The sequence below is a fragment of the Mycobacterium sp. NGS18 genome (assembly GCF_059813185.1).
Genome location: NZ_JCALEC010000001.1, coordinates 629,509 through 642,549, shown reverse-complemented (window position 1 = coordinate 642,549; position 13,041 = coordinate 629,509). Strand labels below are relative to the sequence as shown.

Here is a 13,041-nt window from a genome sequence, read left to right as displayed (position 1 = left end):
TTAAGGAGCGGCGCCAGTGACATCAGCCGAGCCTGCCCCATTCCGCGAAGCGGTGGCAACGATGCATGCCGCGACGGTGCGGTCTGAGATCGAGTTGGGGCCGATCCGGCCGCCCCAGCGCCTGGCGCCCTACAGCTATGCGCTGGGCGCCGAGGTCAAGCACCCCGAGACCGACTTCGTACCGGAGGACTCCGACGGCGACGCGTTCGGCCGGCTGATCCTGCTCTACGACCCCGACGGCACCGACGCCTGGGACGGCACCATGCGGATGGTGGCGTTCATCCAGGCCGATCTGGATCCGCACGAGGCGATCGACCCGCTGCTGCCCGAGGTCGCCTGGAGTTGGCTGGTGGAGGCGCTGGGCTCCCGCACCGAGCACGTCACCGCGCTGGGGGGCACCGTCACGGCGACCACCTCGGTGCGCTACGGCGACATCTCCGGCCCGCCCCGCGGCCACCAACTGGAGCTGCGCGCATCCTGGACCGCGACCACACCGGAGCTGGGCGCGCACGTCCAGGCGTTCTGCGAGGTCCTCGAACACGCTGCGGGGCTGCCGCCGGTCGGGATCACCGACCTGAGCTCCCGAACCCGCGTCTGAGATGTCCGGGCAGACAGAACCGGCATCCGACGAGCCCGAGCCGACTCCCCTGCCGCATCCCGCCGACGGGGTGCCTGAGGTGTCGGTCACCGCGACGCAGATCGGCGCCGCCGCCGAGAAGTTGGCCGGCGGCCACGGCCCGTTCGCGGTGGATGCCGAGCGGGCCTCGGGCTTCCGCTACTCCAACCGCGCCTACCTCATCCAGATCCGGCGCGCCGGTTCGGGCACCGTGCTCATCGACCCGGTCGGCGCCGGCGAGGATCCGGCGGCGCTGCTGCGTCCGGTCGCCGAGGTGCTCGACGACGACGAGTGGATCCTGCACGCCGCCGACCAGGATCTGGCCTGCCTGGCCGAGGTCGGCATGTGGCCGAAGGCGCTCTATGACACCGAGCTGGCCGGGCGGCTGGCCGGCTTCGAACGGGTCAACCTGGCCGCGATGGTGCAGCGCCTGCTGGGGCTGGGGCTGGCCAAGGGCCACGGTGCCGCCGACTGGTCGAAACGCCCGCTGCCCGCCGACTGGCTCAACTATGCGGCGCTGGACGTCGAGGTGCTGATCGAACTGCGTGGGGCCATCGCCGACGTGCTGGCCGGCCAGCATAAAAGCGACTGGGCAGCACAGGAATTCAACCATCTTCGGATCACCGACTTCACCACGTCGACCCGCCGGGACCGCTGGCGGCGTACGTCGGGCATCCACAAGGTGCGCGACCGGCGCGGCCTGGCCGCCGTGCGCGAGCTGTGGACGGTGCGCGACCGGATCGCCGCGCGCCGCGATATCGCCCCCGGGCGCATCCTGCCCGACTCGGCGATCATCGCCGCCGCCGTGGCCAATCCCACCACCGTCGAGGAGTTGCTCGCCCTACCGGTGTTCGGCGGGCCCAAGCAGCGCCGCAGCGCAGCGACCTGGTTGGCCGCGCTGGCCGCCGCCCGCGACAACCCCGAGCCGCTGGATTCCGTCGAACCCCAAAACGGCCCACCGCCGCCGTCGCGCTGGTCCCGGCGCAAGCCCGAGGCGGCCGCGCGACTGGATGCGGCCCGCGCCGCGCTGGGCCAGCTGTCCGAGCAGGTGAGCGTGCCGACGGAGAACCTGCTCTCCCCCGAGCTGGTGCGCCGGCTGTGCTGGGACTGGGATCCGGCGACACCCGAACCCGCGGCGGCGATCGAGGCGTTCCTGATTGCCGGCGACGCCCGACCGTGGCAACGCGAGCTCACGGTGCCGTTGCTGGCTGCCGCGCTCGGTAAAGCCGTCGGCACCACCGCCGACGGCGGCTGATCCGGGTGTCCGCCGTGGTGCGCCGGATCAGCTACGTGATCAGCTACGAACTCATCGCCATCGTGCTCACCGCCCTCGGCCTGGTCGTCCTGGGTTTCGGTGGCGGCAGCTCGGGCGTCATGGCGGTGACGGCATCGACGGTGGCAATGGTCTGGAACTACGTGTGGAACACCGTCTTCGAGTTCTGGGAGCGGCGGCAGGACTCCCAAACCCGCACCGTCGCGCGCCGGATCGCGCACGCCATCGGCTTCGAAGGCGGGCTGGTGGTGGTGCTGTTGCCGGTCGTGGCGTGGATATTGGGCGTGTCCCTGCTGCAGGCTTTCGGTCTCGAGGCGGGCCTGCTGGCGTTCTTCCTGGTCTACACGTTCGTGTTCACCTGGCTGTTCGACAGGATCTGGCCTCCGCGACCTAATCCAGGTGCTCGCTGACCTCTTCGACGCAGTTGGAACTGCCCATCGCCGCCACCCAGCCGGTGATCTGGCGGGCCACATCCTGGGCGGTCAGGCCGACCTCGGCCAGCAGTTCCCCCCGCGAGGCGTGGTCGTAGAAGCGTTGCGGCAGACCGACATCCCGGCAGGGCACGTCGATGTCGGCAGCCCGCAGCGCCGCCGACACCGCCGAGCCGACGCCGCCGGCGACACCGTTGTCCTCGCAGGTCACCACCAGCTTGTGGGCGACGGCCAACTCGGCGATCACCTGCGGCACCGGCAGCACCCAGCGCGGGTCGATCACCGTCACGCCGATGCCCTGGTTGTGCAGCCGGTCGGCCACCGCCAATGCCATCGGCGCGAACGCCCCAACGGCGACCAGCAGAACGTCCGGGCCCAGCCCGTCCGTCGGCCGGGCGAGCACATCGACCCCGGAGCGGCGCTCGAGCGCTGGAATGTCCTCGCCCACATCGCCTTTGGGGAACCGCAGCGCGGTGGGACCGTCCTGGACCTCAAGCGCCTCACCGAGTTCCTCGCGCAACCGGATGCCGTCGCGGGGGGCGGCCACCCGCATCCCCGGCACCACACCCAGGATCGACAGATCCCACATTCCGTTGTGGCTGGCGCCGTCGGGGCCGGTGATCCCGGATCGATCCAGCACCAGCGTGACCGGCAGCTTGTGCAGCGCGACGTCCATCATCACCTGGTCGAAAGCGCGGTTGAGGAACGTCGAGTAGACCGCCACCACCGGGTGCAGGCCGCCCATCGCCAGACCGGCCGCCGAGGTGACCGCGTGCTGTTCGGCGATCCCGACGTCGAACATCCGGTCGGGAAAGCGCTGCCCGAACGGCGTCAGCCCGGTGGGCCCGGGCATCGCGGCGGTGATCGCGACGACGTCGCGTCGCTTGGTGCCGTACTCGATGAGCGCATCGGAGAACGTCGCCGTCCAGCCGCGGCCGGCGGTCTCGGTGGCGTACCCGGTGAGCGGGTCGATCACGCCGCAGGCGTGCATCTGCTCGGCCTCGTCGTTCTCGGCCGGACCGTAGCCCTTGCCCTTGCAGGTGACCACGTGCACGATCACCGGCCTGCCGAAGCCGCGAGCGCGGCGCAGCGCCGACTCCACCGCCGCCTCATCGTGGCCGTCGATTGGGCCGAGGTACTTCAGGCCCAGGTCGGTGAAGAGCGCCTGCGGCGCCAGCGCGTCCTTGAGTCCCGCCTTGACGCTGTGGATCACCTGGTAGCCGATCTCCCCGACGACCGGCACGCCGCGCACCGCGACGCGGCCGCGCTCCAGCAGACGCTCGTAGACGGGCTGCAGTCGCAGCGCGGCCAGGTGGTCGGCGAAACCCCCGATGGTCGGCGCGTAGCTGCGGCCGTTGTCGTTGACCACGACCACCACCGGCCGGTTACCGGCGGCGATGTTGTTCAACGCCTCCCAGCACATGCCGCCGGTCAGCGCACCGTCGCCGACGACGGCCACCACGTGCCGGTTGCGGTGCCCGGTCAGTTCGAAGGCTTTGGCCAGCCCATCGGCGTACGACAGCGCGGCACTGGCGTGGCTGGACTCCACCCAGTCGTGCTCGCTCTCGGCGCGAGACGGGTATCCCGACAGCCCGCCCTTCTTGCGCAGGCTGCCGAAGTCACGGTTGCGTCCGGTCAGCATTTTGTGCACGTAGGCCTGATGGCCGGTGTCGAAGATGATCGGATCGTGCGGAGAGTCGAACACCCGGTGCAGCGCCAGTGTCAGCTCCACCACGCCCAGATTGGGGCCCAGGTGCCCGCCTGTCGCGGCAACCTTGTGGATCAGGAACTCCCGGATCTCCGCCGCCAGATCGGCCAACTGAGCCTGCGAGAGGTGCTGCAGATCGGCGGGGCCGCGGATCCCTTCAAGCATCCGGCCAGTCTACGCATGGCGACGGGTGACCACCGTATGGTCGTCGTATGCGCGCCGAGGAGATCGCTGAGGAGTTCCCGGTGGTGTCCATCGATTCCGACGCCGTGGACGCGGCCCGGTTACTGGCCGAACACCGACTGCCCGGAATCGTGGTTATCGACCCCGCCGGCAAGCCGCACGCGGTGCTGCCGGCCTCACAGGTCGTGCGTTTCATCCTGCCCGGATACGTCCAGGACGACCCGTCGCTGGCCGGAGTGCTCAGCGAGAGCGCGGCCGATCGCGCCGCGGAGAAATTGCACGGCAAGACGGTGCGCGATGTGCTGCCCGAACACCTGCCCGAACTGCCGACCGCCGGGCCCGCCCACACCCTCATCGAAGTCGCCTCCACCATGGCCCAGCTGCGCAGCCCGCTGGTGGCCGTCGTCAAGGACGGTAAACTGCTCGGCGTGATCACCGCCTCGCGACTGCTCGCGGCAGCGCTCAAACCTGATCGGCGCGGCTGATAACGTATCCATTTTCATGCGGTGTACCGGCAAGCCTGGTCGGCGTCAATGATTCCGTATCCAGGGGGTGCATGGTGGGGGTTGCGGCCGACCGCTGTGCGGAGCTCCCCCGATGATCTACTTCGCCGTCGCGGTCTTCGTGATCGCCTATGGGTTCATCGCCGCCGACCGGATCAACAAGACGGTGGTGGCGCTGACCGGGGCGGCCGCGGTGGTCATCTTGCCCGTCATCTCCTCCGACGACATCTTCTACTCCCGCAAAACCGGCATCGACTGGGACGTCATCTTCCTGTTGCTGGGCATGATGATCATCGTCAGCGTGCTGCGCCAGACCGGCGTGTTCGAGTACGTCGCGATCTGGTCGGCCAAGCGGGCCAAGGGTTCCCCGCTGCGCATCATGATTCTGCTGGTGCTGGTGACGGCTGTTGCATCAGCGCTGCTGGACAACGTCACCACGGTGCTGCTGATCGCCCCGGTCACCCTGTTGGTCTGCGACCGGCTGGAGATCAACGCCGCACCGTTTCTGATGGCCGAGGTGTTCGCGTCCAACATCGGCGGCGCCGCCACACTGGTCGGCGATCCGCCCAACATCATCATCGCCAGCCGAGCGGGCTTGTCGTTCAACGCCTTTCTCGTGCACATGGCGCCGATCGTGGTCATCGTCCTGATCGCCTTCATCCTCATGCTGCCCCGGCTGTTTCCGGGATCGTTCACCGTCGACCCCGACCGGGTCGCCGACGTGATGGCGCTCGAGGAGCACGAGGCGATCCGGGACCGCCGCCTGCTGATCAAGTGCGGCCTCGTGCTGGCCGGGGTGTTTGCCGGGTTCATCGGACACTCCGCGCTGAACCTGGAGCCCTCCGTGGTGGCGCTGCTCGGTGCCGGGGTACTGATCGTGATCTCCAAGATGGAGCGCTCGGACTACCTGTCCGGCGTCGAGTGGGAGACCCTGCTGTTCTTCGCCGGCCTGTTCGTGATGGTGGGCGCCCTGGTGGATACCGGGGCGATCGCCGCCCTGGCCCAGAGCGCCACCGAACTCACCGGCGGCAACGCCTTGCTGACCACGATGGGAATCCTGGGGGTGTCCGCGCCGGTGTCCGGCATCATCGACAACATCCCCTACGTGGCCACCATGACACCGATCGTGGCCGAGCTGAGCACCACGCTGCCCAACGATCTGCACCCCGATGCCCTGTGGTGGGCGCTGGCGCTCGGCGCCGACTTCGGCGGCAACCTGACCGCAGTGGGAGCCAGCGCCAATGTGGTGATGCTCGGCATCGCCCGCCGCGCCGGGAATCCGATCACGTTCTGGGAGTTCACCCGCAAGGGCATCGTGGTCACGGTGGTCTCGATAGCACTGGCGGCGCCGTATCTGTGGTTGCGCTACTTCGTGTTCGGTTGATTTCTGCGGTGTTCAATCCCGTCAGGTGTTCTTGGCGATGAAGCGGCGGTACAGCGGTATCGCGACCGCCAGGTTGTAGACGACCCCGCCGACCAGATACGGCCACCACATACCGTGGTCGCCGGCCACCCAGAATGCCTTGACCGCCCAGTACGGCGGCAACACCCCGAACGCCAGGTTCCAGCCCGAGTCGATGAACCAGGGCAGGCACGGCAACCCGGCGATCAGCATGCCCAGGCCACGCAGCGCGGCCAGGCCCTGAATCTTGTTGCTGGCCATGGCCAGAATCAGCAGCAGCGTCACCACCGCGGACAGGCCCGCCACCAGCCCGATCGGGATCAGCGATGGGACCAGGCCCGGTTGCAGAATCCCGCTGAACGACAGCGTGGCGATCACGTACGCGGTCGTCACCACCATCACGGTGGCCACCCGGTAGCCGAAGAACACCGATAGCCGCACCGGGGTGACTCGCAGGGCGGTCAGCGTGCCGGCATCGACTTCGTCGAGCACCAGGAACGCGGCCAGACCACCGGTGATGATGATGGACGTCAGCAACAGAAATGCGGTGAGCACCAACGGGTAGTAGGGCACCAGGTCGAACGCGTAGCGCTCGGCGAGCATGGTGGTGACCCGCGGTGTCAGCACCGCTACCCCGGTGGTCCAGATCACCGGCGCCAGCACGATCATCACCAGCAGCGGATCGCGGTAGGTGCCGCGCAGATCGTTGCGCCCGAAGGCGGCCACTGCGCGCCAGCCCGCCATCACGACCGCTCGATAATGTAGTGGGCGAACAATTTCCGGCCCGCCAAGTACAACCCGGCGATGCACAGTGTGGGATAGATCAGCGCGTACGCGATCTGCCAGGGCGCCAGGCTGAGCTGATCGAAGGCGGCGCCGAACAGTAGCAACGGCCCCTGGCTGGGGATCAGGTAGCACAGCGGCGAGGGCCACACTCTCGAGTAGTGCAGCATCGGCAGTGACATCACCGCCAGTGGGATCGTCGCGGTCAGGAACCAGTCGCTGATCGACGCGAACGGCAGTGATGTGGTGAATCCGATCAGCAGCATCACCAGGGTCGCCAGCAGCACCCCCGCCAGCAGTGGAGCCGGGTGGTAGCCGACGCGATCCACGCCGGCCACCACCACGGCCACCGCCAGTGAGATCCCGGCCAGCGGAGTGAGTTTCGCGGTCAGGTACTCGCCGAATCGCAGCGGTGTGGCGACGATCGCCGACAGGGTCCGATCCTGCTTGTCGAAGAACACCGTGCCGGCGATGAAGAAGAATCCGATGATGGCCGTATCGCCCATCAGCACATACGGTTCGGCGGCGGTGCGCAGGCGCGGCGGCATCGGCAGCAGCACCGCCAGCCAGATCAGACCCGAGAACACCGCGGCGTGCAGGAACTTCTGCCGGACCTGCAACATCAGCTCCAGGCGTAGCGCGGCCACCAGCCGGCTCATGTCAGCTGCCTGCCGGTGACCTCGACGAACACGTCATCGAGGCTGGCCTCGCGGCTGTGGATCGTCTCGATCTGTCGTTCGCGCAGCACCGCGTGAAACGCCGCGTCGTCGGCCAGGGTGTCCATGGCGAAGTCCGCATTCGCCAGGCCACCCTGCTCGGACCGGTAGGTCACTCGCACCATGCGCTGGCTGCGGGCGATCTTCAGCTCGGCGGGCTTGTCCAGTGCGACGATCCGGCCGTCGACGACGAATGCCACCCGGTCGCACAGCTCGTCGGCGGTGGCCATGTCGTGGGTGGTCAGGAAGACGGTCCGGCCGCGTGCCTTGAGATCGCGCACCATGTCCTTGACTTTGTTGGCGTTGACCGGGTCCAGGCCGGACGTGGGTTCGTCGAGAAAGATCAGTTCGGGGTGGTGGATCAGCGATCGGATGAAGGTCAGCCGCATCTGCATGCCCTTGGAGTAGTTGCTCACTCGGGTGTCGGCGTATTCGGTCAGGCCGACGGCATCCAGCAGGGCCATCGGGTCGGCGGTCTTGCCGGCGTACAGCGATGCGAAGAACTGCAGATTCTCCAGCCCGGTGAGCTTTTGGTAGTGGTTGGGCAGTTCGAAGGACACCCCGATGCGCTGGTAGTAGTCGGGTCCCCACGCCACTGGGTCGCGGCCCCAGACCCTGGCCTGGCCGCCGTGGCCGCGCAACAGGCCGATGAGCAGCTTCTGCGTCGTGGACTTGCCGGCACCACTGGGGCCCAGGAAACCGAAAATCTCTCCGCGGTCGACCGAGAAGTCCATGCCGCGAACCGCCGGCTGCTCGGCTTTCGGGTAGCTGTAGGTGAGTCCGCGCACCCGGATCACTTCGGTGGTCTCGCCGTCGTCCAACACCTGATCGAATATACTGACATTTCAGAAATTAATGAACATTAGGAGTTCCGGTGGCGGATGACGCGGACATCGCCGAACAACTCGCGCTGACGTTGACCGGTCTCGGACTGCAGCGCATGACCGCCCGGGTGCTGGCTGCCTTGCTGTTCACCGAACGGTCCACGATGACGATGGGCGAGCTGGCCGAGAAGCTGCAGGCCAGCGCCGGCGCGATCTCCGGGGCGATGAAGATGCTCACCGCGGTCGGGCTGGCCGAACGGGTTCCGGTGCCGGCCAGCCGCCGCGAGCACTATCGACTGCGCGACGACGCGTGGGCGGTGCTGTTCACCAACCAGAACGTGACGATCTCAGCCATGCAGGACGCCGCGGCGGCCGGGATCGCGGCCATCGGCGCTGACCACCCGGCCCACCGTCGGCTCACCCAGATGCGGGACTTCTACACGTTTCTGCTCGGCGAGATCCCGGCGTTGCTGGACCGCTGGCGCGAGCAATCAGCGGGTTAGCAGCGCGACACACTCTGCACGGTGTAGCCGTGTTTGCGGCACAACCCGATATCGCGGGCGAAAACCGCTGTCGCACAGGCGACGCCGTATCTGTGGTTGCGCTACTTCGTGCTCGGCTGACGAGGCGCCCCGGACGGGTCGCGAAAATTCCTGCGGCGCACCATGTGCACCAATACCAGCACCGACGCGACCGCGGCGTAGATGCACCACAACGACGCGAACGCCTTTGTGTAGAGCACCGCGACGACAACCAGGCCCACCAGGTTGACGACGCCAAAGGCGATGATCGAGCGGTAACCCGACAGCAGCGCCGGCCCGATGACGGCGACGATGTAGAGCGTCACCCACACGCCGGCGTGCTGGATACCGGTTTGGTAGTCCAGCGCATGCCGGTGCCGGGTGACTGAGACCGGCGTGGCCAGGACGACATAGAGCAGATATGCCGACACCACCGCGCCGAGCAGTACGGACGGCGCGACACGTAACCGGCGGCCGGGTGGCTCCAGCAACACCACGGATACCGGCACCAGGGTCGGCAACAGCGGCAACGCGATCAGCAGATAGGCCAGCACCGCAAGGTGGCCGAGCCCGGCGGACAGGTCACGGTCCTGATGCGCCCACACCGCCGCCTCGATGAACTGGTGCACCGCGAAGACCGTCGGTAACAGCGCAAACGGCAGCTCCCGGGCGGCTTTGACCTCGCGTAGTGAAAGCGCAGCGACTGGCAGCAGCGCAGTGCCGGCCACCAGATCGGCCGTCATCGAAAAACACATCGCCCCAGTGTGCCCCCGCCGCCACGCCCGTAATCCCGTTTTCCTCGCAGGCAGCGTCTGGCCACATCGACCTTCTGGCTGCCCCGCTGCTGTGTCAGGGCTAGCGCACCAGCAGCGCCACGCACTCCACGTGATGAGTGAGCGGAAACGCGTCGAACACCCGGATCTGTTGCACGGCATAGCCGTGCTTGCGGTACAGCCCGATATCGCGGGCGAAAGATGCTGCCTCACAACCGATGTGCACCAGGCGCGGTACGGCCGCGGCCGCCAGCGCCTCGATCACCTCGCGTCCGGCGCCGGCGCGCGGCGGATCCAGCACCGCGACGTCGGCAGCGGTCCGCTGCGCACCCAACACCCGGCGCACCGAGTCGGTCCGCACCGACACTTGCGGCAGATCGGCCAGCGCGGCCCGGGCGGCGCCGGTGGCCGCCCGCGAGGTGTCGACGCTGATCACCCGGCCGGACTCCCCTACCTCCTCGGCCAGTGCCGCGGCGAAGATACCCGCCCCGCCGTAGAGGTCCCAGGCGGTCATGCCGGCCTCTGTGGCTGCCCAGTCGGCGACCAGCGCGCTGTAGAGCGCGGCCGCGTGCCGGTGCGCCTGCCAGAACGCGGTCACCGGGATCTGCCAGCGCCGCCGGCCGACCCACTGGGTGGCGTGATAGTCGCCCTCGTGCACCTGCGGGCGATGATTGCGGCCGGTGCTCACCACGTGCCGGACGCCGTCGTCGTCGGCCACCACATGGACGTGGTCGCCGGGCCGCCAGCTCTGCTCGGCCAGTCCCTTGATCATCCCGGCGGGCAACTGGCCGCACCGCAGATCGGTGACCAACTCCTCGCTGTGATACCGGTGAAACCCGGCCCGCCCGTCGGCGCCGACCTCCAGCCGGACCCGGCTGCGCCAGCCGGTCGGACCGCCCTCGCCCACCGGTTCGGCCTCGCCCTGCCAGTCATGGCCGCCGAGCCGGGCCAACTGGTTGGAGACCACCTCGCCCTTGAGCGCACGGGCCGCGGCCGGGTCGACGAACGCCAGGTCGCAACAACCGGCACCGCCGACGCCGGCGATCGGGCACAGCGAGGCGACCCGGCCGTCCGCCGGTTCGAGCACCTCGACACATTCGGCGTGCCAGTACGATCCGCGCTCGGCGGTGATCCGCGCCCGCACCCGCTCGCCGGGCAGGGCGTAACGCACGAAGACCACCCGGCCGTCATGGCGGGCCACACAACTGCCGCCGTTCGCGGGCGCGTCGGTGACCAGGGTCAGCTCATGGTCGCTCACTCCAGAAATCCTCGCCGGGTGTCACCGGGGGCGTGGTGCGGCGCCAGCACCTTGCGCCGTTCCGAGGAGTTGAGCTGCCAGGGCACCGAGGTCACCATCACCTGCGGCATGAACAGCAGCCGGGTCTTGAGCCGTAACGCACTCTGGTTGTGCAGCACCTGTTCCCACCAGTGCCCCACCACATATTCGGGGATGTAGACGGTCACCACGGTGCGCGGCGACTCCTTGTTGATGCGCCTGACGTAGTCGAGCACCGGCCGGGTGACCTCACGGTAGGGCGAGGCGATCACCTTGAGCGGCACGGTGATATCACTGTCCTCCCACTCGCGGACCAAAGCGCGGGTCTCGGTGTCGTCGACGTTGACGGTGATCGCCTCCAGGGAGTCCGGACGCGTCGCCCGGGCGTAGGCCAGCGCGCGGCGGGTCGGCAGGTGCAGCTTGGAGACCAGCACCAAAGCGTGGTTGCGGCTGGGCAGCACCGCCTGATCGTCGAGCGCGGCGGACTGTTCGGCCAGCTCCTGGCTGACCGCGTCGTAGTGCCGGCGGATCATCTTCATCATGACGAACAGCACCGACATCGCCACAATCGCGATCCAGGCGCCGGCCAGGAACTTGGTGATGATTACCACGATCAGCACCGATCCGGTGGCGACGAAGCCGATGGTGTTGACCACCCGGGAGCGCATCATCTTGACGCGGGCCGCCCGGTCGGTTTCGGTGCGCAGCAACCGGTTCCAGTGCCGCACCATGCCGATCTGGCTCAGCGTGAACGAGACGAACACCCCGACGATGTAGAGCTGGATCAGCGCGGTGACCTCGGCGCCGAACGCCACGATGAAGGCGATGGCCACCACCGCCAAAAACACGATTCCGTTGGAGAACGCCAGCCGGTCACCGCGGGTGTGCAGCTGACGTGGCAGATACCGGTCTTGGGCCAGGATCGAGCCCAGCACCGGAAAGCCGTTGAACGCGGTGTTGGCGGCCAGCGCCAGGATCAGCGCGGTCACGCCGGCGATGATCCACAATCCGGGCGGGAAGCCGCGGAAGACCGTCTCGGCCAGCTGCGCCAACAGCGTCTTCTGGTCGTAGTCGGCCGGCGCCCCGATCAGTTGTTCGTGCGGGCGCGCGGCGATCTTCACCCCGGTCTCCCTCGCTAGCACGATGATGCCCATCATCAAGGTCACCGCGATGACGCCCAGCATCAACAGCGTGGTGGCCGCATTGCGCGACTTGGGTTTGCGGAACGCCGGCACACCGTTGCTGATCGCCTCCACCCCGGTCAGCGCCGCACATCCCGACGAGAACGACTTCGCCACCAGGAACACCAGGGCCACGCCGACCACCTCGCCGTGCGCCGAGTGGATCTTGAACGCTGCCGATTCGGCCTGCAGCGGATGGTCCAGCACGAAGATCTGGAATAGTCCCCAGCCCAGCATCGCGAACACACCGATCATGAACGCATACGTCGGAAAGGCGAACGCGGTGCCGGATTCGCGGATGCCGCGCAGATTGGCCGCGGCCACCACCACGACGGTCCCCACCGCGAACGCCACCTTGTGATCGGCGATGAACGGGATCGCCGAACCGATGTTGGCGATCCCCGAGGAGATCGAGACAGCAACGGTCAGAACGTAATCCACCATCAGTGCGCTTGCCACGGTCAGGCCCGCCGTGCCCCCCAGGTTGGTGGTGACCACTTCGTAGTCGCCGCCGCCGGAGGGGTAGGCATGCACGTTCTGGCGGTAGGAGGCCACCACGGTGATGAACACGAACGCCACGGCCAGGCCGACCCACGGCGTCAGCCGGTAGGCCGCGATGCCCGCCACCGACAAGACCAGGAAGACCTCTTCGGGGCCGTAGGCCACCGAGGACAGCGCGTCGGAGGCGAACACCGGCAGCGCGACGCGTTTGGGCAACAGCGTGTGACTGAGCCGATCGCTGCGGAACGGCCGGCCCAGAAGCAGCCGCCGCGCAGCGGTGGAAATATTCGACACGAGAGCCAAGGGTAAGCCAGGGCGGCTCTGGCGGTAGCGTTCACCGAATACGGGCA

General features: G+C 68.1%; 13 protein-coding genes. 6 read left to right on the top strand and 7 right to left on the bottom strand.

Going from position 1 to position 13,041, the window contains the following annotated elements:
* The first annotated feature begins 16 nt into the window (after positions 1-16).
* Genes AC5Y31_RS03220 through AC5Y31_RS03210 form a run of 3 tightly spaced genes read left to right on the top strand, consistent with a single transcriptional unit; the run spans position 17 to position 2,299 of the window.
* Positions 17-598 carry a DUF3000 domain-containing protein gene (locus tag AC5Y31_RS03220; protein WP_065023151.1) on the top strand — a complete coding sequence of 194 codons (582 nt, stop codon included), beginning with the start codon at positions 17-19 and terminating at the stop codon, positions 596-598.
* Between the two features lies 1 nt (position 599).
* A complete protein-coding gene (locus AC5Y31_RS03215; RefSeq protein ID WP_065023150.1) occupies positions 600-1,871 on the top strand; it encodes a ribonuclease D in 1,272 nt (423 codons plus the stop codon).
* Positions 1,872-1,876: 5 nt separating this feature from the next.
* Positions 1,877-2,299, top strand: a complete 423-nt coding sequence (locus AC5Y31_RS03210; RefSeq protein ID WP_301635160.1) for a PACE efflux transporter — start codon at positions 1,877-1,879, stop codon at positions 2,297-2,299.
* Here AC5Y31_RS03210 and dxs read toward each other — a convergent pair.
* Positions 2,280-4,193: a 1-deoxy-D-xylulose-5-phosphate synthase gene (gene dxs, locus AC5Y31_RS03205; protein ID WP_499977957.1), complete on the bottom strand. Its 1,914-nt coding sequence runs from the start codon at positions 4,191-4,193 to the stop codon at positions 2,280-2,282. The genes AC5Y31_RS03210 and dxs overlap by 20 nt on opposite strands.
* 47 nt (positions 4,194-4,240) lie before the next feature.
* Here dxs and AC5Y31_RS03200 point away from each other — a divergent pair, with 47 nt between their 5' ends.
* Positions 4,241-4,696 (top strand): CBS domain-containing protein, encoded by a 456-nt coding sequence (locus AC5Y31_RS03200; RefSeq protein ID WP_064855066.1) that lies wholly within the window; start codon positions 4,241-4,243, stop codon positions 4,694-4,696.
* Positions 4,697-4,808: 112 nt separating this feature from the next.
* Positions 4,809-6,098 carry an ArsB/NhaD family transporter gene (locus tag AC5Y31_RS03195; protein WP_499977956.1) on the top strand — a complete coding sequence of 430 codons (1,290 nt, stop codon included), beginning with the start codon at positions 4,809-4,811 and terminating at the stop codon, positions 6,096-6,098.
* A gap of 21 nt (positions 6,099-6,119) precedes the next feature.
* On the opposite strand, the gene AC5Y31_RS03190 is transcribed toward AC5Y31_RS03195, so the two are convergent.
* From AC5Y31_RS03190 to AC5Y31_RS03180, 3 genes are read right to left on the bottom strand one after another with little or no spacing between them, the layout of a single operon-like run.
* Positions 6,120-6,860, bottom strand: a complete 741-nt coding sequence (locus AC5Y31_RS03190) for an Rv2686c family ABC transporter permease subunit (RefSeq protein ID WP_499978128.1) — start codon at positions 6,858-6,860, stop codon at positions 6,120-6,122.
* Positions 6,860-7,558, bottom strand: a complete 699-nt coding sequence (locus AC5Y31_RS03185) for a fluoroquinolone export ABC transporter permease subunit (RefSeq protein ID WP_499977954.1) — start codon at positions 7,556-7,558, stop codon at positions 6,860-6,862. The genes AC5Y31_RS03190 and AC5Y31_RS03185 overlap by 1 nt, the downstream gene beginning before the upstream one ends.
* On the bottom strand, positions 7,555-8,439 hold the full coding sequence (locus AC5Y31_RS03180; RefSeq protein WP_499977953.1) for an ABC transporter ATP-binding protein: 885 nt from the start codon (positions 8,437-8,439) through the stop codon (positions 7,555-7,557). The genes AC5Y31_RS03185 and AC5Y31_RS03180 overlap by 4 nt, the downstream gene beginning before the upstream one ends.
* A 50-nt stretch (positions 8,440-8,489) precedes the next feature.
* Between AC5Y31_RS03180 and AC5Y31_RS03175 the strand changes: the two genes are divergently transcribed.
* Positions 8,490-8,942 carry a GbsR/MarR family transcriptional regulator gene (locus tag AC5Y31_RS03175; RefSeq protein ID WP_065023143.1) on the top strand — a complete coding sequence of 151 codons (453 nt, stop codon included), beginning with the start codon at positions 8,490-8,492 and terminating at the stop codon, positions 8,940-8,942.
* Positions 8,943-9,043: 101 nt separating this feature from the next.
* On the opposite strand, the gene AC5Y31_RS03170 is transcribed toward AC5Y31_RS03175, so the two are convergent.
* From AC5Y31_RS03170 to AC5Y31_RS03160, 3 genes are all read right to left on the bottom strand, one after another.
* The gene (locus AC5Y31_RS03170; protein ID WP_499977950.1) at positions 9,044-9,703 is read right to left on the bottom strand and encodes a DUF6629 family protein; all 660 of its coding nucleotides are present in this window, start codon (positions 9,701-9,703) and stop codon (positions 9,044-9,046) included.
* Between the two features lie 112 nt (positions 9,704-9,815).
* Positions 9,816-11,000 carry a class I SAM-dependent RNA methyltransferase gene (locus AC5Y31_RS03165; protein WP_499978126.1) on the bottom strand — a complete coding sequence of 395 codons (1,185 nt, stop codon included), beginning with the start codon at positions 10,998-11,000 and terminating at the stop codon, positions 9,816-9,818.
* Positions 10,988-12,985 (bottom strand): APC family permease, encoded by a 1,998-nt coding sequence (locus tag AC5Y31_RS03160; protein ID WP_301635147.1) that lies wholly within the window; start codon positions 12,983-12,985, stop codon positions 10,988-10,990. The genes AC5Y31_RS03165 and AC5Y31_RS03160 overlap by 13 nt, the downstream gene beginning before the upstream one ends.
* Between the last annotated feature and the right edge of the window lie 56 nt (positions 12,986-13,041).

What these genes read in the sequence shown, in the direction of transcription:
- AC5Y31_RS03170 (WP_499977950.1), bottom strand. Translation starts at nt 9,703, where the DNA reads ATGACGGCCGATCTGGTGGCCGGCACTGCGCTGCTGCCAGTCGCTGCG.
- dxs (WP_499977957.1), bottom strand. Translation starts at nt 4,193, where the DNA reads ATGCTTGAAGGGATCCGCGGCCCCGCCGATCTGCAGCACCTCTCGCAG.
- AC5Y31_RS03215 (WP_065023150.1), top strand. Translation starts at nt 600, where the DNA reads ATGTCCGGGCAGACAGAACCGGCATCCGACGAGCCCGAGCCGACTCCC.
- AC5Y31_RS03185 (WP_499977954.1), bottom strand. Translation starts at nt 7,558, where the DNA reads ATGAGCCGGCTGGTGGCCGCGCTACGCCTGGAGCTGATGTTGCAGGTC.
- AC5Y31_RS03195 (WP_499977956.1), top strand. Translation starts at nt 4,809, where the DNA reads ATGATCTACTTCGCCGTCGCGGTCTTCGTGATCGCCTATGGGTTCATC.
- AC5Y31_RS03200 (WP_064855066.1), top strand. Translation starts at nt 4,241, where the DNA reads ATGCGCGCCGAGGAGATCGCTGAGGAGTTCCCGGTGGTGTCCATCGAT.
- AC5Y31_RS03190 (WP_499978128.1), bottom strand. Translation starts at nt 6,860, where the DNA reads ATGGCGGGCTGGCGCGCAGTGGCCGCCTTCGGGCGCAACGATCTGCGC.